This window comes from Methylocaldum sp. (assembly GCF_039794385.1).
GTDB lineage: Bacteria > Pseudomonadota > Gammaproteobacteria > Methylococcales > Methylococcaceae > Methylocaldum.
Genome location: NZ_JBDIVO010000008.1, coordinates 16655 through 36000, shown reverse-complemented (window position 1 = coordinate 36000; position 19346 = coordinate 16655). Strand labels below are relative to the sequence as shown.

Annotated in this window: 17 protein-coding genes; 9 read left to right on the top strand and 8 right to left on the bottom strand. The window is 59.3% G+C overall.

The genetic code is table 11. The features are described from left to right. Positions 1-3 precede the first annotated feature (3 nt). The 4 genes from ABJK70_RS01455 to ABJK70_RS01440 all read left to right on the top strand — a co-directional run bounded on the left by ABJK70_RS01455 (position 4) and on the right by ABJK70_RS01440 (position 3497). On the top strand, positions 4-1314 hold the full coding sequence (locus ABJK70_RS01455; RefSeq protein WP_240506933.1) for an RNA polymerase sigma factor: 1311 nt from the start codon (positions 4-6) through the stop codon (positions 1312-1314). Between the two features lie 308 nt (positions 1315-1622). Beyond that, a complete protein-coding gene (locus ABJK70_RS01450) occupies positions 1623-2051 on the top strand; it encodes a GFA family protein (protein WP_240502398.1) in 429 nt (142 codons plus the stop codon). Between the two features lie 59 nt (positions 2052-2110). Beyond that, the gene (locus ABJK70_RS01445; protein ID WP_086134020.1) at positions 2111-2542 is read left to right on the top strand and encodes a GNAT family N-acetyltransferase; all 432 of its coding nucleotides are present in this window, start codon (positions 2111-2113) and stop codon (positions 2540-2542) included. 259 nt (positions 2543-2801) lie between these two features. Further along, entirely contained in the window at positions 2802-3497 is a 696-nt protein-coding gene (locus ABJK70_RS01440; protein ID WP_133718806.1) for a hypothetical protein, read from the top strand. Between the two features lie 172 nt (positions 3498-3669). On the opposite strand, the gene ABJK70_RS01435 is transcribed toward ABJK70_RS01440, so the two are convergent. From ABJK70_RS01435 to ABJK70_RS01420, 4 genes are all read right to left on the bottom strand, one after another. After that, positions 3670-4902: an HlyD family efflux transporter periplasmic adaptor subunit gene (locus ABJK70_RS01435; RefSeq protein ID WP_077728682.1), complete on the bottom strand. Its 1233-nt coding sequence runs from the start codon at positions 4900-4902 to the stop codon at positions 3670-3672. A gap of 108 nt (positions 4903-5010) precedes the next feature. Then, entirely contained in the window at positions 5011-6510 is a 1500-nt protein-coding gene (locus tag ABJK70_RS01430; protein WP_077728681.1) for an efflux transporter outer membrane subunit, read from the bottom strand. After that, positions 6507-8102, bottom strand: coding sequence for a DHA2 family efflux MFS transporter permease subunit (locus ABJK70_RS01425; protein WP_077728680.1), 1596 nt, complete (start codon positions 8100-8102; stop codon positions 6507-6509). Before ABJK70_RS01425 ends, ABJK70_RS01430 begins: the two co-directional genes overlap by 4 nt. Before the next feature lie 104 nt (positions 8103-8206). Further along, the gene (locus tag ABJK70_RS01420) at positions 8207-9100 is read right to left on the bottom strand and encodes a hypothetical protein (RefSeq protein WP_077728679.1); all 894 of its coding nucleotides are present in this window, start codon (positions 9098-9100) and stop codon (positions 8207-8209) included. A 538-nt stretch (positions 9101-9638) separates the two neighbouring features. Here ABJK70_RS01420 and norR point away from each other — a divergent pair. Further along, positions 9639-11210 (top strand): nitric oxide reductase transcriptional regulator NorR, encoded by a 1572-nt coding sequence (norR, locus tag ABJK70_RS01415; RefSeq protein ID WP_077728678.1) that lies wholly within the window; start codon positions 9639-9641, stop codon positions 11208-11210. A gap of 396 nt (positions 11211-11606) precedes the next feature. Here the strand turns inward: norR and ABJK70_RS01410 are convergent, their stop codons facing one another. Beyond that, positions 11607-12443, bottom strand: coding sequence for a HAMP domain-containing sensor histidine kinase (locus ABJK70_RS01410; protein WP_077728677.1), 837 nt, complete (start codon positions 12441-12443; stop codon positions 11607-11609). Positions 12444-12679: 236 nt separating this feature from the next. Then, complete coding sequence (locus ABJK70_RS01405) at positions 12680-12952, bottom strand: TraR/DksA C4-type zinc finger protein (protein ID WP_166642682.1); 273 nt, start codon at positions 12950-12952, stop codon at positions 12680-12682. A gap of 292 nt (positions 12953-13244) precedes the next feature. On the opposite strand from ABJK70_RS01405, the gene ABJK70_RS01400 reads away from it, so the two are divergent. Further along, a complete protein-coding gene (locus tag ABJK70_RS01400) occupies positions 13245-13886 on the top strand; it encodes a hypothetical protein (RefSeq protein WP_077728675.1) in 642 nt (213 codons plus the stop codon). 187 nt (positions 13887-14073) lie between these two features. Here ABJK70_RS01400 and ABJK70_RS01395 read toward each other — a convergent pair whose 3' ends face one another. Together ABJK70_RS01395 and ABJK70_RS01390 are read right to left on the bottom strand one after the other, a co-directional pair. Next, the gene (locus ABJK70_RS01395; RefSeq protein WP_347257294.1) at positions 14074-14472 is read right to left on the bottom strand and encodes a hypothetical protein; all 399 of its coding nucleotides are present in this window, start codon (positions 14470-14472) and stop codon (positions 14074-14076) included. Positions 14473-14742: 270 nt separating this feature from the next. Beyond that, complete coding sequence (locus tag ABJK70_RS01390) at positions 14743-16338, bottom strand: GGDEF domain-containing protein (RefSeq protein WP_168175340.1); 1596 nt, start codon at positions 16336-16338, stop codon at positions 14743-14745. A gap of 145 nt (positions 16339-16483) precedes the next feature. Here ABJK70_RS01390 and ABJK70_RS01385 point away from each other — a divergent pair, with 145 nt between their 5' ends. The 3 genes from ABJK70_RS01385 to ABJK70_RS01375 all read left to right on the top strand — a co-directional run bounded on the left by ABJK70_RS01385 (position 16484) and on the right by ABJK70_RS01375 (position 19329). Further along, positions 16484-16717, top strand: coding sequence for a hypothetical protein (locus ABJK70_RS01385; RefSeq protein ID WP_077728672.1), 234 nt, complete (start codon positions 16484-16486; stop codon positions 16715-16717). A 232-nt stretch (positions 16718-16949) separates the two neighbouring features. After that, positions 16950-17399 carry an RDD family protein gene (locus tag ABJK70_RS01380; protein ID WP_347257293.1) on the top strand — a complete coding sequence of 150 codons (450 nt, stop codon included), beginning with the start codon at positions 16950-16952 and terminating at the stop codon, positions 17397-17399. Positions 17400-17508: 109 nt separating this feature from the next. Beyond that, the gene (locus ABJK70_RS01375; RefSeq protein ID WP_347257292.1) at positions 17509-19329 is read left to right on the top strand and encodes an adenosylcobalamin-dependent ribonucleoside-diphosphate reductase; all 1821 of its coding nucleotides are present in this window, start codon (positions 17509-17511) and stop codon (positions 19327-19329) included. Positions 19330-19346: the final 17 nt, after the last annotated feature.

Genomic DNA, 19346 nt, shown 5'->3' with positions numbered 1-19346 from the left:
CGGGTGCGTGAGACGGTAGACGCCATCTACCGTTCCGATTCGCGCCGCGTGTTCGCTACCCTGGTGCGTTTGCTCGGCGACTTCGATCTCGCCGAAGAAGCGCTGCACGATGCCTTTCGGGCGGCGCTGGAGCAATGGCCGCAGGAAGGCATGCCAGCCAATCCGCGGGCTTGGCTGGTATCCACCGGCCGCTTCAAGGCCATCGACAACCTGCGCCGGCGTGCACGGTTCGTCGACTTGCCGCCGGATGCCGCCGAACGGCTCGGCACCGATGATTCGGAGGGACGGGACCCCGCGGATATCGGGAACGGCGGGGCATCGCTGATGGCGCTCGCCGAACGGGTAGCGGACGGGCTCGGCGATCCGGCGGCATGGGACGACGAGAGCGTCGAAGACGACCGGCTGCGGCTGATTTTCACCTGCTGCCATCCTGCCTTGTCGCCGGACGCGCAGGTCGCGCTCACGCTGCGCGAGGTGTGCGGCCTCACCACCGAAGAAATTGCTCGCGCTTTCCTCACCGCCCCGTCCACACTGGCTCAACGTATCGTGCGCGCCAAGGCGAAAATCCGCGACGCCCGCATTCCCTATCAGGTGCCGACACGCGAAGATCTGCCGGAGCGCTTGGACGCCGTGCTGCGTGTTGTTTATCTGGTGTTCAACGAGGGCTACTCCGCCTCGCTGGGCGGCTCGCTGACAAGACACGATCTCTCGGAGGAAGCGATCCGTCTCGGGCGGTTGCTGATCGAACTGCTGCCCGAACCCGAAGCGCAGGGGCTCCTGGCGCTGATGCTGCTGCACGAATCGCGCCGTGCCGCGCGCACCTCGCCCGGCGGCGAACTGATACTGCTGGACGAGCAGGACCGCGCGCTTTGGAACCGGGACCAGATTGCGCAAGGGCTGGCGCTGGTGGAACGGGCGCTGTCGTCGCGACGGTTCGGCCCGTACACGCTGCAGGCGGCGATCGCGGCCGTGCATGCCGAAGCGCCGAGCGCCGGCGAGACCGACTGGGCGCAGATCGTCGGGCTATATAACGTGCTGTTGCGAATCGAGCCGTCGCCGGTGGTGGAACTGAACCGCGCCGTGGCGGTGGCGATGTACGACGGGCCCGAGGCAGGCCTCACGCTCGTGGACGGCATTCTCGCCCGAGGCGATTTAGAGGACTACCACCTGGCGCATGCGGCTCGCGCCGACCTGTGCCGCCGGCTGGAACGAACGGCGGAAGCCCGCGCCGCTTACGAGCGGGCGCTTAGCCTGACACGGCAGGAACCGGAGCGGCGGTTTCTCGAACGGCGGCTGAACGAGCTTTTGGATTGAAACGGCCGGTACTTATGGAAGAACATCGCGAGTTGCGTAGGAATCGGAAAGAGCCCCTGGCCGTGCCATCATTCGCGTCCTCGATAGCCTCGCTAGGCTTCAATCGCCCCGAGCATTATCATGTTCCTCCGGATCGTTATTAATCAGGCCCGTAAATACCCTCCTGGTATTTCGGGCCGCCGCCCAGGCCGGTACACGCCCGGCCTGGGCTCACGCGGCTTGTCGCCGCGCCGGGGCATCCCTGCCCCGGATTAACCCGGCCTATATTTATAGGCTGGGTTAATAACACATGCCGCTTACAGTCGGTCATGACGGTCCGCAATATCGGCATTCTTTTTCATGAGACGGAAACCATGCTCTACCGCGGTAGTTGCCATTGCGAAGCGGTCCAATTCGAGGTCGAGGCCCCCGAGCGCGTTGTCTGCCAGGACTGCAATTGCTCGATTTGCTCCAAGTCCGGCTTCCTGCACCTCATCGTCCCCAAATCGCAATTCAGGCTGATAAAGGGTGAGGAGAACCTCGTTGTCTACACCTTCAACACTGGCGTCGCCAAGCACCTGTTCTGCAAGACCTGCGGCATAAAGCCCTTCTATATCCCTAGATCGAACCCGGACGGCTACGACGTGAACGTCCGCTGCCTTAGTCCGAAGCCCAAGGAACTGGTCATCGAGCCCTTCGACGGCCAAAACTGGGAATCCCATGCGCACGCGCTGGCGCATCTCAGCCGGGAAGCTTGATCGTCCGCGCCGGTAATGCCGAACGAAGCCGGAGCCGATTCTCCTCTGGGAGGCTGCTCATGAAGGTGCGCCCCGCGGCATCCTCGGATTGTGAACGGCTGATCCGCCTTTTCCGGCAACTGGGCTACGTTATCGACGTCGGCGAACTTCGGGCGAGACTCCTCGCCTATGACGGATCGGATTCTGATCTGGCGCTGGTGGGCGAAATCGGCGCGGAGGTGGTCGGAACGATCGTTCTGCACGTCGTTAGTCCGCTCCACGAAATCGGAAAATGGGGACGCATTTCCGCTCTCGTGGTCGACCAAAGCATGCGACGACGAGGCATAGGCGCCGAATTGCTGCGCGCAGCGGACGACTTCTTCATCGGGCGGGGATGCACCCGGGTCGAGTTGACCAGCAGCGACCTGCGCACAGACGCCCACCGCTTCTACATGGCGAACGGGTACGAAAACCGGTCGAAACACTTCGTAAAACATTATCCGAACGCCTGACCGGCGAGCCGCCCTAACGGGCATGAGCGTTTTTCGGCTCACGACGATGCTTCCGTTGGCGGACTCCATGTCTCTCGATCCCGCAAAAGCTCCGTCCCGCGCGGCAATATTCGGGATCAAGTCGGGCCGAGCGAGCCGATTCCGCCGCCTTCTACATTGTTAAATGACATTGAAGGCATCAGAGGCCGAATGCAGACTTCCGCAGTTACCGATGATCTCGGGATTGTGCACGACTCATGTCGAACAAGGAGGAAAGGGCATGCCAGCTTTCATCTTCAGCTCAACGCTTTGCCAATATCTACGGGTCTTATTGCCGCTAGCTTCCGCCTTGGCGGCCGAATCTGCCGAGGCGACGGTTTTTACCGTAGGCGGAAGCGCCGATAAAAGCACGGCTTGCACTCTGGCCGATGCCATTACGGCGGCGATATTCAATACCCGGACCGGCGGCTGTCCCGCGGGCTCCGAAGACGACACCATCGAACTCACCGGCGACGTCGTCCTGACGGAAGCATTGCCCGTGGTGGCGAGCGACTGCCGTTACTACCCGGATCCCTGTGTTCAAACGCGCATAACGATAGACGGCAACGGCCATTCGATTACACTCTCGGACGCCCCGAATACGCCCGTCTTCGATCTGCTATCGCTCCGTGTGGCATGCGGCGATGGCTTTTATTCGGTACCGCCCAGCGTCATGCTGTACAACGTAACGCTTCAACAGGGCAAAACCGGAATTTCTCCGATAAGCGATACCACGGGCTTGGAGTGTCCGCCAATGCTGGTTCTCACGAATACTCGCGTTTTCGGTAATCGCGGAGACGGCATTTCGGCGCGTTTTGCATCGATGCAGATCGCGAACAGCCCGATCGCCGACGATGGCGGCCGGGGCATCAAGGGCCATGGCGGCGGCATTGACCCCACCCGCCTTCGCGCCACCCTCGGTGAGCGGCACCGTTGAAACGGCCTGGAACACCATGAGTTACCGCTCCGATTATCCTGGAAACGGCAGTTGGGCGTGCTCGAGTGCACGTAGCGGCTTCACCCAAGCGGTGAAATCGGTAGGAGGGACGACGGTCAGAATCCATGAGGCGTTTCTACTCCATCCAAGCGGTCAACTGCCGTTTCTAGGATTATCTCCGCCGAGGCGGGGTTTGCGTGGCATGAAGCGGTGCGCCGGACCGGCTGCAGGAAGACTCCAAGGAATCGTCTTGCGGCACCACGTTGGCCGTGATGATTTCCTGCGCCCTGAGTTCCGCGGAGGCAAGCTCGTCTCTGAAAATATCGGTTTCATACGCCGGAGCGGTAACTTCCGCTAGCGAGGTGTCCAGCGGCCGGCCGGGTTCATCGATATGGATGGACGTCACCGTGGACAATCCGGGGCGGATGGGCCGTTTCAGGATCTCGTCCTTGCGCAGGGCGATGCGCACCGGCACCCGCTGGACGATGTGGATGAAATTGCCGGTCGCATTGTCCGGCGGCAACAGGGCGAACACGCTGCCGGTGCCGGGCACCAGGCCTTCGACCGTGCCGTGATAGACACGGCGCCGTCCGTACAGATCGACGATCACCTCGGCCGACTGGCCGGGCCGCACTTTGCGCAGCTCGGTCTCCCGGAGGTTCGCCTCCACCCAGAGATGGTCCAGCGGCACCACCATGAGCAGCGGATCTCCGGGATGGACCCGATCCCCGACCTGAGCTTTGCGTTTCGCCACATAACCCGAAACGGGCGCCCGGATGCGCTGTCGGACGAAATCGAGGTAAGCGTTGACGAAGCGGTGCTTGGCGGCCTCCACTTCGGGGTGTTCGGTGCGACTGGTTCCCCCGACCCGCGCCTCGATGGACTGGAGTTCCGCGCCGACCTCCCGCAGTTCCGCTTCGAGGGCCGTCATCTGATCCTCGGCGTTTTGCAGGACTTGCTCCGAAACCGAACCGCTGGGAAACGCCTGACGGAAGCGAATGACGTCGTGGCGCACCCGTGCGAGCTGGGCCGAGCGCGCGTCCAGTTTCTGGCAGAGTTGCTGGCGCGTCGCGAACAGCGCGCCGATCCCGCGCACGGTCCGCCCCAGGTCACCCTCGCTTTGTCCCAGGGCGGCATGGGCGCGGTGTTCGTCGAGCCGGACCAGCAGGTCGCCCTTGTTCACGAACTGGGTTTCCTCGGCCAGGACCTGGGTGACGATGCCGGTCGCATCCGCTTCGACCGGAATCAGATTGCCGGCGACGAAGGCATTGTCGGTCTCGACCCGGAAACGGCCATGCACCCACCAGTAGATGGCCGCGGCCAGAGCGCACGCGAGCACGGCCAGCGCCACCAGCAAAAGACGACGGTTGCGCCGCGCGCGGATCGCCTTCGGATGAATCTTCATAGATGCCTGTTCGAGTTTTTGGAATTATTTTGAATCGAGTGGAAGGGACTGTCTTTGGGCTCGACAGAATAGCGCCTAGGCTTGGTCCATGTTTCGGCAGGAGCCCTCTCAATCTGAAATCGGTCGGAGGCGGGTGTCGTCGAGACCGTTGGCGTATCCGCCGCCCAATGCCTCGATGAGATCGGTCATGGCAACGAGCTGATCGGTTTCCAGGGTCTTGAGCGTGAATTCCTGATCCAGAACGGAATGCCGGCGCGCCAGCATCGTCCGGCGATCGTCCAGGCCGCTGCGAAGCCGCTCTTGAGCCAGATCGAGGGCTTCCCGCTGCGAAGCCAGCAGGCGGTTGTGCGCTTCGACGATGGCCCGGGTGTCGCGCCAACTGCTGAGACTGTCGGCGACTTCCTGCACCGCTTGCAGCAGGGTCTTGTTGTAGAGCTCCACGGCTTCGTCGTATTCCGCCCTTTGCACCGACAGCTGGCCGCGCAGCCGCCCGCCTTCGAAGATGGGGAGCCTGAGGCCAGGCGCGACGCCATAGGCGAAGCTGTTACCCGAAAAAAGGATATTGGCGAGGGAGCTCGCACCCTTGGTCATGCGAAGGGCGTTCAAGCCGACGAACGCGGTCAAATCGACCGTCGGGTAAAAACTGGCTCTGGCTACCTTGATCCGTTGCGCCGCCGCCTCGGCCCGGTGCAGTGCGGCAGCGAGGTCCGGACGGTGGGCGAGCAGTTCCAGCGGAAGCTTTGTGGGCAGCGGAATTTTTTCGGGCAGCGTCACGCTGCGATTAAACAGGTGCTGTGTCGCATCAGGACCGCGGCCGATCAAGCGGGCAAGCAAGTTCCGCTGCAAGTCCAGGTAGTCGCGGGTAATGGCTCGGCGCTTGCCGGTCGCTTCCAGCTCGGATTCGGCCTGTTTGACCGGATCCGCGGAGTCCAGCCCCAGCTCGTAACGCGTTTCGGCCAGTTGGAGCAAATTACGCCGCAATTCCACCATGTCATCAGCGAGATCGAGCTGCTGCCGCAGCGCGACCCCTCGGAAGTAACACCTCGCTATCGCGGCGGTCAATTGCAGCCTGACTTCGGCCTGTTCCGCGTCTTCGGCTGCCGCTTCGCCCAGAGCCGCCTCCAATGCCGCCCGATTTTTTCCCCAGAAATCGAATTCGTAGCGGAGGCTCAAGGGATTGATCAACGCCGAGACGGTATGCGCTCCCCTAAGGGCGACATTGAAGCTGTACTCGGAAAACCGCGCCGTTGCGACCTCCGCCTCCGCATCCAGGAACGGCAGCAGTCTCGCCCCCTCCACGCGGGCAAAGCCTTCCGCCTCGCGCAGCCGGGCGGCAGCCACCTTGAGACCTGGGTTATCCTTGAGCGCCATGTCCATCAGGTGGTTCAGCTCGGAGCTGCCGAACTGCCGCCACCAGCTCTCCTGTGGCCACGAATTCCGTACCCCCAGAAGCTCACCGTCGCGGGCTTCGGACAGTTTCTGGGTAATGCCCGGGGCGTCGGCAAATTCGGCACGCTGCCCGCCGGACGGAATCCAGGCGCAGCCTGCGATCAGAAACAGGACGCTAAGACCAGCAATCAGGCGACGATAGGCAGATCGGCGATTCATGGTTGCTCCATCAGTTCCTCGGCCTTGGTTTCCCTCAGGTCCTCCGCCGGACTCGGACGCAGCGGCCTGTGAGTGGGATGGGCCAGCCACACCAGCCCGGCCAGCCCGAGAAAGAGATATCCCGCCATCAAGAAGGCATCGTTGACCGCCAGAATGGCGGCCTGCTGTCTGATGAGGGCCAGAAGCTTGCCCTGTACGATGCCGGGATCGAGGCCGGCAGTCTCCAGACGCGACGAGAGCCGCGGCAGCAAGTCCAGCGACGGAAACCGGCGCCCCCCGAATTGATCGGCCAGATGAAGCTGATGAAAGGGGCTGCGCCGAAACAGCATGACGCCCTGCAAGGTAATGCCGAGCGCACCCGCGGCGATTCTCAGCGCTGCTGCCTCTTCCGCGGCGCGCATCATTTGGCTCGGCGTCAGCCCGTGAAGGGCGATGGCGGTCAGCGGCGTGAAGAACGAACCCAGAAAAAAGCCGAGGAGCAGCATGGGCCAAACGATCTGATCGAACGATCCCGGATCGTCGAAGAGCCCGATCCAGGACAGGGTGAACGCCAAGCCCAGCAGGTTGAGGCAGGCGAACACCCGCGCATCGACGCCCTTGATAAGCTCGTGCATGACGGCGATCGCCGGCGCCGCCAAAAAGATCATCACCAGGAACAAGAGGCCGGCAAGAAATGACGAGTATCCCAGCAGCAATTGGAGCTGGACGATGAACAGCGACAGCAGTCCCTGGATCGCCAAGAAACCTAGGACAAGGCAAATGATGCCAATCGTGAAGTTGCGATGGGTAAACAGCCGGATGTCCATCGCAGGGTGCCGCTCTCCCAGTTCCCAGATGACGAAACAAGGCAGCGCTACGACAACGGCGATCAGTACGCCGCGCAGAAAGGGCGAATCGAACCAGTCGAAATCGTTGCCCATATTCAGAATGGTTTGCACGCCGCCGAAGATCAGAGCCAACAGGATAAAGCCGGCGAAATCGAAACGGGTGTAGCGCCGCTGGAATCCCCGCCCATAAAGTAATGAACCGGTTACGCCGGCAATGGCCAGGGCGACGGGGATGTTGAGATAAAACAGATAACGCCACCCGATTTCGTCGGCCAGCCAGCCGCCGATGGGAAATCCGATCGTAAACGGCATCAGGGTGAACAACCCCCATATCCCAAGCCCCACCGATTTGAGCCGAGCGGGATACTCTTTCAGCAACAGGGCTTGTCCGATTGGCAGCGTAACGCCGCCGGCAAAGCCGAGAACGATGCGCGCCGGCAGGAACAGCCGCAAAGTTTCGCTGATGGCGCAGAAATAAGAGGCCGCTGCATAGATCACAAAGGCCGTAGCGAACAAGCGGTAATCGCCGAAACGCCCGGACAGCCAGCGGGCGATGGGAAACGCCAAGGCCAGAGCGATCATGAAATCGGTCTGGGCCCAGGTGCCGAGGCTCGGCGATACTCCTCCCAGGTCGCCCGCGACATGCGGCATCAGCGCGATATAAGAGCCGGCGTTGAAAAGCACGACCATGTGCCCCAAGCCGAGCGCGATGTTGAACAGAGTGAAGCGCCAGCCGCGAAGGCGTCTGGGGAAGAAAACGGTCACCTAATCGACGCCTTGACCGCAGTCAGCCGGGCGGCGCAGCGGCCATCCGCCGGCGCCGCCTTTTCCAGAGGGCAGGCGATGAGCATGAAGCGCAGCCGCCCTTGTCATTCGGAGCGGCTGCTCGCCATAGCCGCCGAAGCGGCTTCGATGCTCTGCTGATCGGACCGGGCTTGCCGCGGCGCCGGCAGCCCCAAGTCGGCCAAGCCGCGGCGAACGAGCTTCGCGCCGACATCGGTCACGAGCTGCTTGAACTTTTCCGCTTCGTGGTCGAGAAGATTGGGTGCCGCTCCGGCCACCGGATACGCATCGGCATCGGCTCTTCCGATGACTTGCCCGGTGGCGGGGTCAATCAGCTTGACCAGCACCTGCAAGGGCGTCTGCGACTCGAAAATCCTGTAGGTCCCGATTCCCACCTCCAGCACGGCATCCACCCGCTCTTTGGCGTGGGACCGATAATCGACGGACGAGGTGTCGCCGTTGTACCACTGCCGGATGGCGTTATGCCAGTAGGCGAGATTTGCGGTGCGGTTGCCGGGGGCGATCGGCAACGGGTAGTACTGCTCGGCGGAAACGGCTTTGAATCCCCCGGCGGTCAACATCTCGGCCGCTTCCCGCGCCAACACCAGCGTGGGGGCCCAGTTCTCCGCCAGCGAGGCGACCGGAGCCAGCTCAGGATTGTCTGCCACGGACGCGATTCGCGGGAGAGACGGTTCCGGCACGATATCATTGTGGCTTACCAGTCCGGCGATCAGTACTCCGCCGGGATTCCGGTAAATCTTCCTTTCCAGAAACAGATCGTAAGGAACGGTATCGTTTTGCCGATAAATGGGCAGCCGGGATTCGATGAGGTCCGGCATCACTTCGAGGGGCGGCGGTTCCACCGGAATCACGAGGATCGACTGCAAGCTGCCCGACCGGTCGGCAGGCGGCTTGATCGGAGGAGCGAGACAAGCGTTCAGTGCAACCAGCAAAAACAGCAACAAGCTATAACGTTTCATATTTGGGAGGTACCCCAGTCCCATGGAATCCAGTGCGAGATAAAGAACCCGGACATCGCTTCGAACAAGCTATTCGTCGCTTTCCGACGTAGACATGTCCGATGCGCCGGGCACCCGTGCCCCATCCTTAGCAACCCTAATGCCACAACGCAGGTGATTGAATTCAAAAAACATTTCAAAGAAACACCGGCCAATGTCGTCATAATGACATCGACTCGACAACAAACAACAACCCGGCCTGACCTTCAACCCTCCAACAAAGCTTCGAATCCATTAATCAGGCCCGTAAATACCCTTCTGGTATTTCGGGCCGCCGCCCAGGCCCGGCACACGCCCGGCCTGGGCTTACGCGGCTTGTCGCCGCGCCTGGGCATCCCTGCCCCGGATTAACCCGGCCTAATTTAGAGGCAGGGTTAATAACCGTGCATTCGGAAATAACGCGCCAATTGCCACAAGAACTCATTGCTGTCACTATGACAGCACTGTGGTTAATTCGACTACGCCTCTATGGGAATGTTCGACTACGAACCTTTGAAATATGAACGAACGCTCGAAGATAAGAACGACCGAGAGCGCGATTCGCGAAGCGGTCTTGAGCCTGACGGCGAATCTTTCGATGAAAGAGCGCCTCGAGGGATTTCTCGAAATTTTCGCCAAAGTCACGGGAAATCACGCTTGCGCCCTGTTGCGCTTCCAAGACGGGGTACTCGTGCCCGTGGCGACGCGGGGCCTTTCGCCCGAGGTCATGGGACGCCAATTCGCCCCGGAGCAACATCCCCGGCTGGCGGCGATCCTCGGTTCGAGAACACCGATCCGATTCGAGGCCGACGACCCTAGGCCCGATCCTTACGATTCGCTATTGCTGAATGATGCCGGAGGCCGATTGCCCGTCCATTCCTGTATCGGCTGTAGCCTTTATAACGAGAACACCCTGCTCGGAGTGCTCTCGGCGGATGCGTTAAAACCCGGCGTATTCGACGGCATAGACGACCACATATTCCAGACCTTTGCCGCCATCGCGACGGTGGCGCTGCGTCACGAATCCTTTATCAGTGCGCTCGAAAGATTGGCTAGACACCGCGAACTGGTGACCAGCGAACTGGTCAACGAGGCCCTACAGCGCCGCGGGCAGATACTCGGCGACAGCCCCGCGCTGCAGGAACTGAGGCGCAACATCGGTATCGTAGCCCGATCCGATCTGACGGTCCTGGTGATGGGAGAAACCGGGGTGGGCAAGGAGGTGGTCGCTCGCGTCATACACGCGCAATCGCTGCGGGCCGACCAACCCCTGGTGTACGTGAACTGCGCCGCGCTGCCGGAGTCCTTGGCCGAAAGCGAACTGTTCGGACATGTCCGCGGCGCTTTCACCGGCGCCCATACCGATCGGGCCGGCAAATTCGAGTTGGCGGAGGGAGGCACTTTGTTTCTGGACGAAGTCGGCGAACTGCCCCTGGCTATCCAAGCGAAGCTGCTGCGTGCCCTGCAATTCGGCGAGATCCAGCGGCTCGGCTCGGACAAGAGCCACCGGGCCGACGTCCGCATCATCGCCGCAACCAATCGGCAGCTCGACGAAGAGGTGAAGGCGGGGCGGTTCCGAGCCGACCTCTATCATCGGCTCAGCGTGTACCCTTTGAACGTACCGCCGCTGCGGGAACGGCTCACGGATATTGCACCGCTGGCCGGATATTTCCTGGATCAGGCGCGGACGCGCCTGGGCTTGGACCGCGCCAACCTGGCGCCCGCGACCATCGAAGCCCTGAGGGCCTATTCATGGCCCGGCAACGTACGGGAACTCGAGCACGTCGTTCTCCGCGCCGCTCTGCGCGCCTCGGCGGACCGGGGACGTTCGTTGACCTTGCAACCCGAAGATTTGGACATCGGCTCTGAAATCCACTGGAGCGTGGATGCCAAGACCGGCTTGGCGTTCGGAACGAACCCGATATCGCTTGCACGTGCGGTGGACGATTTTCAGCGGCAGTTGATCCTCAAGACGCTGGACGAGTGCCGTTTCAATTGGTCGGAAACGGCTCGCCGCCTGGGACTGGACCGGGGCAATCTGCATCGCCTTGCCAGGCGCCTCGGACTAAAGCCGATCAGCCGCATGGCTTGACGCCGCGGCATTTCTTATCGTCGTTTCCGTTGGCGCGTATGGATTGATTGCAGGCGCCTTATTCCAAATCGCTTTCCGAGGAATTCATTCTTGTAGGATGGGTAGAGCGAAGCGAAACCCATCGAGCGACCTTGAATCGATGGGTTACGCGGAGCCTGTCCTGAGCCCTTCGACGATGCTCAGGACAGGCTTGTCGAAGGGCCTGTCCCGAGCGGAGCCGAGGGGCCCGTCCTGAGCCTGTCGAAGGGCTAACCCACCCTACGATGAGTGTTCACTCGAATGCCGAATGGAATTATGAGTGGGAGCGGGCTTTAACCCGCGATCGAACGACGAAAAAAGCCGGACAACGTCCGGCTTGAGCTTAGGAAAGCAACCATAGTCTCAGGCGGTTGATCACTACGTTGCCAAAAAGTTTAGCCGGGACCAGGTCGCCGGAGAATCGTGAGGATCGCGACCGGAAATAAGGCCTTGTTCGCCTCGGAGCGGCAGCCACACGACGAACTCGGTGCCTCGTCCTTCGCCCTCGCTGGAAACCTCCACTTTCCCGCCATGCATTTCGATCAAGCGTCGCACCACGGAAAGCCCTATCCCCAGGCCGCCTTGCGTGCGGTCCAATGTCCTCGGCCCTTGAGTAAACAGATCGAAAATGTGGGACAAAAGCTCGGGAGGTATGCCGATTCCCTCGTCCTTGACGTGCACGGCCGCTTGGCCCGATTCGATCTCCACCGAGAGCCAAATCCGCCCCTCCTCGTTACTGTATTTTGCGGCATTGTTGAGAATATTGGCCAAGGCTTGGGTTAGGCGCACCTCATCACCGTCCAGATCGAGATCGAGCGGCCCCGATTCGACGATGAGCTTGAGCCGACGGGCCTTGATCAGCGGCAAATTGACTTCGATCGCCCGAACGATTATGGCAGCGAGATTGAGCGGGGCCGGGCGAAGCGTAATCGTCCCTCGGGTAATCCTGGATACGTCGAGCAAGTCGTCGATCATTCGGGACAACTGAGCCGCCTGGCGGTCCACCACCTCCCGTGCCCACTCCGCCCTTGGCTCTTGCAAGTCCAAGCGGCGCAACACTTCGACCGCGTTACGGATGGATGCCAACGGATTGCGCAATTCATGAGCCAGCATCGCGAGAAATTCGTCTTTTCGCGACTGAACCGAAATGGCGTCTTCGGCGGATATCGAATCGTCAATGTCCATGAGCTGGACGCTACAATCGGATGGCAACATAACACTCAGTCCATTTTGGTCCTTGAAAACATCTTTGCCGTATCGCGTGGATACCAAGCGACCCGGCAAATTACATTGCTGCTCTGGATGCGCGAGAGCCTTGCAGAGCAGCACGAATAAATCGGCGAAACCAACCGTATCGCGAGCAAACGGTAGACTCGATCAGGTCTCGTACCGGTTTTCGCAAAAGCGGCGGGCAATTACGCCGAACAGATGCTGGACCAAAGTGCGAGACCTCACTTATCCCGGTCATCGAAATTCGGATATAACCGAGCCTCGTTCTGCTGCTCGCGGTCGTACTCCAGTTGGCAATCGATGCAGCGTACCGCGCGGGGATTGGCCGCAAGGCGCTCCAAAGGAATAGGAGCCTCGCAATCGAGACAAACCACCAGCCCCCGTTCGGGGTCGGTAATTTGTTGTTCGTTCTCGGCCAATGACGCCTTCAGGCGTTGCAACGCTTCGGCTCGCGTACATTCTTCAACGATCTGAGCAATATCGATATAGTCCATGTCGGCAGCCTCCTTAGCATGAGGGAAATTTCCGCCTGGAACCGTATCAGCAAGGCACATCAGGCGACCTAACCCCTTCGAGAAAGTCGCCGCTTATTCAGTTCCCGCTACCGTATTGGTACTTAATGGTGTCGAGTAAGTCGAGCCGACGGTATAGGTTTGTACACCTATGGAAGCATACTTATGTTATGCCGCGAATTGATGCGGGTATCTTCTTGTACGCACAATTTGGTAGCTGATCGGGACTCCGAACGAGACACGAGCGACGGAAACCATCTCAAGGAAGAACCCTATGAAAACCCTCAGCATTGCCGCTGCCGCCGCAGCGGTTTCGATTTTGTCGGGCGTCGTCGCCGCTAAGCCGGCCGTTCCGTCGAGCATCTCGTTCGGTGCAAAGTACCCGACATCCTTTGACGTTGACTCGCATTTTTCCTTCACGGAAACCGACCGCTGCATCGTCAGACAAAGGACATTCGAACAGGGGGAGCCGGTGATAAAGGCCGTTTCGGAATGTGAAAAGCCGATCATTATGGTCTTCTGCATTCTTACGGTGGAGGACGGCTGGTCTTGCTGTTCAAATGCCGAATATCCCGGTCAACCGCTGATGGGCCGCGGTGACTATCATGCCCTCGGCAGCCGCGATCTGGTTGAATCGGAACCTCGTAACAGTTTTGCTGTCGGTTGCGTACCGACCAAGGTCGGCCCTGCCCTACGAACCTTGAATCCGCTAAGCCTGGGGTCCGTCCCGGACGATCCATGCTATTTAGCGATACACGGACTCGATCAAGCCTTGCTTCAAACTCCACAAGGCGACCCGCATGAAATCTTGAAGACGCTCGGCTTTACCGCAATGGCCCGGCCGCTTCGGTCATTCACGCAATCGGCAAAACCGTTCGCCTATCTCCGTAAGACCATGCTTGGCAAGACGGGATAGCCAATGCTCCGCTTGAAATGAGGGTGCCGCCGAAAGCGACACCCGATGCGACCCGAGGAAAGATCACCTTCTGAGCGGCCGTGAGCCGTTGAAAGCGGCAGGGATAGTTGCGGCGCCCCCGGAGGAATCGGCAATAGCGTCTTCGAGGTGGAAATGACAATGCGCCAGTCCGCATTTACGTAGCCGGCTATTCGACTGGTTCGTTCTGCTCGAACTTCGAAAACTCATCCGGATCCAATTGGCCATCCTGATTCCTGTCCATTTCGCGCCAACGCTCCATTAACTTGCTGTCGGAGCGACCTTCGCTTTCGGAAATCAGGCCGTCGCGGTTCTCGTCCAGCTTTTTGAAACGCTCGCTCTTGATTTCCCGTTCGACCTCGACCTGATGCTTGGTCGCCGGTATGTCCTTTTCGATCTGCTGGCCGGACGGGCGCTGGGCCGGCGGCTCGGCCGGCTGGTTGGTAATGTCCAGGGATCTTTCAGTCGCTTCATCCGGGTTGGGAGTTCCCGGAACTCGCTGTTGCTCAGCCGCTGCCCAGGATGAACCCAGCAATGCGAGCACGGTGATGATGATTGATGTTTTCATGACAGACCTCCGTATCCACAATGAATATTCAATGCTTTAAAGCAGTAATCGGAGGATTTCCGCTCCTAATGATTAGGACCCGCTTGTCCCTGCGCGGTTCTGAAACGAAGTCGCCGGTATAAATCGCGATAGCTGAATGGACCCCAAAAAACGCCGGAGCCGGACGCAAACGAGCTCAATGCGCCGCGCCGGGGACGCGGCGATCAGTCTTTCGTTCTGACGCCGCTCCGGAAGTACTTGTGACGGGATGCGTTGGAAAAGCAGTGATCGTCACCACGACGCCGGATGACAATCCAGAGATTTGAGTACAAGGGTGGGACTCTGTTGGCTCTTGCCGACGGCCTTGTCCCGATACATGGCTTGATCGGCTGCCCTCAGCAATTCGGCGGTGGTCGAGCCGTCTTCAGGATAGACGGCGATGCCCACGCTAGCGCCTAAGACCGGCATCAACTTATTGGTTCCATTGACGTCCACGGACGGTTGGAAAAACGCTTTCTTGATTTTCCTGGCCACGGATTCCGCACCGGAACGGTCTCCGATATTCTGCAGAAGCACTACGAATTCGTCTCCTCCCAATCGGCCTACGGTATCCGTTTCCCGAACGGAATGCTGAAAAATGCGGGCGGCGCGTTGCAAGACCTTGTCCCCGGTCTGATGCCCGTAATAGTCGTTGACCTGTTTAAATCCGTCCAAATCGAGGTAAAGCACGGCCACCTTCCGCCTCGACCGGTGAGCTTCGGCCAGCGATTGATCCAACCGATCCATGAATAACTGACGATTGGGCAGTCCGGTCAACGGATCGAAATTGGCCAACAAAAATAGCCTGTTGCCCTCCTCGAGTTTACGTTTTTCATAGCGGTCATAGATTCTGGCAACACTGAAAAACATGAGGAGACATGCCAAGGATCCCACAAAAATCAGGTTCAGCCGGTTCCAATCAAGATTCGCCCACCCCAATTGTTGTTCGATTTCGAGAGATAAGTGTTTCTCCGGCTCTCCGAAAGAGCTGCGAAAAAGCAGCTTGGGAAACAAGCTGGATTCGAGGGGCGTTGCCGGCGAAGCCTGCTTATGAATCAACTTGTCACCCGGATTTGCTCCAGCGTGCACCGACTCGAACAGGGTGAGCGCCAACGCAACGGAATCGGAAGGGAGATGGAAAAGAGCCTTCACCCTGCATATCACTACGGCGAAACTTACGCCGCCTGTTAAACTTACCGGCTCCACGAGCGCATAACCCCAATCGCCGTTATTGAGCAGGAACGAGCGACTGGCGGCAATTTCTCCGGACCTCAGAGCGCGCTGAAAGGCGTTTCCGAGTACCGATACCAAATCGACATCGGTCTCCGACAAGGGTCGCGTCTCATCGGCGTCCGGCGCAATGGAATTCGGAGCATACAAGAACGGTTTGCCCACAGCCGCGACTCGAATCAGGCGATTCCTACGATCGGAAAAAAGATGTACCGAAGAAGCGACACCCTCATGAAGCCTTAAGGCAACGAATTCTTCCAAAGTCTCCTTGTCGAACTTCGGAACGGTGCCCATGAAGTAGATGCCGGCATCCTGGTCCGAGATCAGGCGCGCGTAGGTAGTGATCTTCTCCTGATTTATGGGCTCCTCGGTCTTGAGGAATGCCGCCAGTCCATGTGTCGCATCAACATAGCGGCGCGTTTGCGAAACCAATTGCGTTTGAATCAGGGCGGACGTCTCGGAAAACCGCTGGGTTTCCCGCTGAATGTCGAGAAAAACGGCGAACGCCAATCCCGCAGCGGCGATCAATATCCAGCATATCGTCAACAAGGCGTAGAAGGAAAACCGCTTGACGATCAGTTCGATTATCCCCTTTTGCAACAACGCCGCGGCCTGCATAGCCTTTATGCTACTATTCGCTGCCGGCTGCCCGACTTCAAGGATTCCCGGATTGCCACCGGAATGGCGATCCAGCTCGAAGGGGATGTACGATTCTGCATCTCTACGAATCCATGATTGCAAAAGATTTTGGAAGAGGAGATACATGTTTAAACCCAGACTCGACGTATTCCTTGCTTGCCCGATTCATACCAGCGCTCTCATCGCGAACTTTTTGGTTCTGCTGTTCTTGCCCCTGGTACGCCCACCGATCACCCTGTCCATGCTGCTAGTCGCGCTACTGGTCTACCTCTCGATGTTCTTTGGCGCCAAATCGGCGGCTAACGAAACCCAGAGACTCTTGTCGTTGAGTAACGACGATAAACCAAGCGTTCACTGAACGGTCATCCTGCTATCTCGCCGGTCGAAACTGTTCGACGTTCAGCTTACATGCGGACGGCGCGAGATAATGTGATTTAGTACCAACTTCCGGAAAAACCGCTCGTTAATGATTAATGCAAAAACCATGCACAAGCCAAATGTTTCGAGCGCCGCAGTTGATGTTTCATCCGCTGCGACGAACTCCGCATAAGGCGGGGACGCGCGTCGAAGACTCCGATTGAGTCGCCTTTGTGACTCCGAAGCACAACTCACCCGGCTTGCTGCGCCGCCTGGCGGCGCTCGTTTACGACATGGTCGTGCTGGTTGCGGTACTCTTCGCCGCAACGGTCCTCCTGCTGCCGCTTCATCACGGAGAAGCCTTTCAACCGAACCACGGGCTGTATAGCGCATATCTATTGACGGTCAGCTTCGCGTTTGTCGGGTGGTTCTGGACCCATGGCGGACAAACTCTCGGAATGCGTTCCTGGAAAATTCGCCTGTGCACGACAGCCGACACTTCCATCTCCTGGGGCCAGGCTTCGATTCGCTTCTTCTGCGGCTTGATATCCTTCGGCTGCCTAGGCCTCGGCTATCTCTGGGTTTTGTTCGATTCGCAAGGCCGTAGCTGGCACGATCTCGCGTCCCGGAGCAAAATCGTTTGGCAAGATTTAGAGCCTTCAGAGAAAACAGGGTTGAATTAAGCGTCTAAGGCAAGAACAATGTCGGATGTCGCGGCGAAATCGGGCATCCAGCTTGCCCCCGCCGCTCATCCCGGCACAACGATCTCGCAAAACGCAGCGGAGATGTCTCATGCAGGACCGCGCCGATGTATTCGAAAACCCCGTGTCACGGGAGGTCTGGAATTGGAAATACCGTCTCACGGACGAAGCGAGCCGCGACTTTGGCGTAAGGGATACCTGGCGGCGTGTAGCGCGAGCCCTGGCCAGCGCCGAGCCCGAAAATTCCGCCCATTGGGAACGCGCTTTTTTTGAAGCCTTGGAAGACTTCCGGTTCTTGCCGGGCGGGCGAATTCTGGCCGGAGCCGGCAGCCGACACGATGTCACGCTGTTCAACTGTTTCGTAATGGGCACTATTGAAGATTCCATGGAAGGCATCTTCTCGGCGCTCAAGGAAGCGGCGCTCACCATGCAGCAAGGAGGCGGCATCGGTTACGACTTTTCCACCCTGCGCCCGTCCGGCATCCCCGCCCACCGATGCGGTGGCGTCGCCTCCGGCCCGGTATCATTTATGCGCATTTGGGACAGCATGTGCGCCACGGTTCTTTCGACCGGTGCCCGACGTGGTGCCATGATGGGTACATTGCGCTGCGATCATCCGGACATCGAAACCTTTGTCGGTGCCAAACGAACCCTCGGCGAGCTACGGAATTTCAATCTTTCCGTACTGATCACGGATGATTTCATGGACGCGCTGAAGCATGATCGGGATTGGCCGCTGGTATTTCCCGTCAATCCCGAGGGAACCCCTGCCGGTACCGGACAGATCGTTCTGAGACGCTGGTCCCATATCGACACCCCTGTTCCCTGCCGCATCGTTCGAGTGATCAGAGCCCGCGACCTGTGGAATGCCATCATGCGGTCCACCTATGAACATGCCGAACCGGGCGTTCTGTTCATCGACCGCATCAATCGGGAAAACAATCTTTGGTATTGCGAACACATATCGGCCACCAATCCTTGCGGCGAAATCCCCTTGCCCCCTTACGGCGCTTGTGATTTGGGCTCCATCAATCTCACCCGCTTCGTATCGCGGCCGTTCGAGGATCACGCCGCTCTGGATTTCGCGGGCATCGAACGGATTACCGCCGTGGCTGTGCGCATGCTGGACAACGTCATCAATGTCAGCCGGTTTCCCTTGCCGCAACAGCGGAATGAAGCGCTCGATAAACGGCGTATCGGTCTGGGAATTACCGGGCTGGCGGACGCCCTGATAATGTTGGGTGTGCGCTACGACGACGAACAGGCGTGTCAGCTTGCCGACAAAATCATGCGAACCGTGTGTCTCGCGGCATATCGGACGTCGATCGAACTGGCGAGCGAAAAGGGTTCTTTCCCCTGTTTGGATCGCGACAAATACCTACAGAGTCCATTTGTTCGGGCCTTGCCGCGCACCATCAGAAAAGGCATTTCCGGACACGGCATTCGGAACAGCCATCTGCTGGCGGTCGCGCCCACCGGCTCCATTAGTCTGCTCGCGAACAACGTGTCCAACGGGCTCGAACCGGCATTTGCCGAGCGCTATCAACGACGCGTCCTAACTCCCGAAGGTCTTCAGAACTACGACATCGAAAACTATGCGGTCCGGTTGTGGAAGCTCGAATGTTCGAAGCACACGCTGCCGCCGGCTTTTGTCACCACCTTCGAATTGTCGCCGCTCGCACATTTACGTATGCAGGTCGCAATCCAACGTTCGGTGGACAACGCCATTTCGAAAACGGTCTACCTGCCCGAGAACTTTCCTTTCTCCGATATGGAGTCACTGTACCGCCAGGCCTACGACATGGGACTAAAGGGTTGTACCACTTATCGGCCCAATCCCATTACCGGAGTCGTAATCAGCCCGACGGAGCCCATGACGGATTCCGCTATCTGCTGCGAACAGAACGATTAGCCCGTGACGCCGCCGGC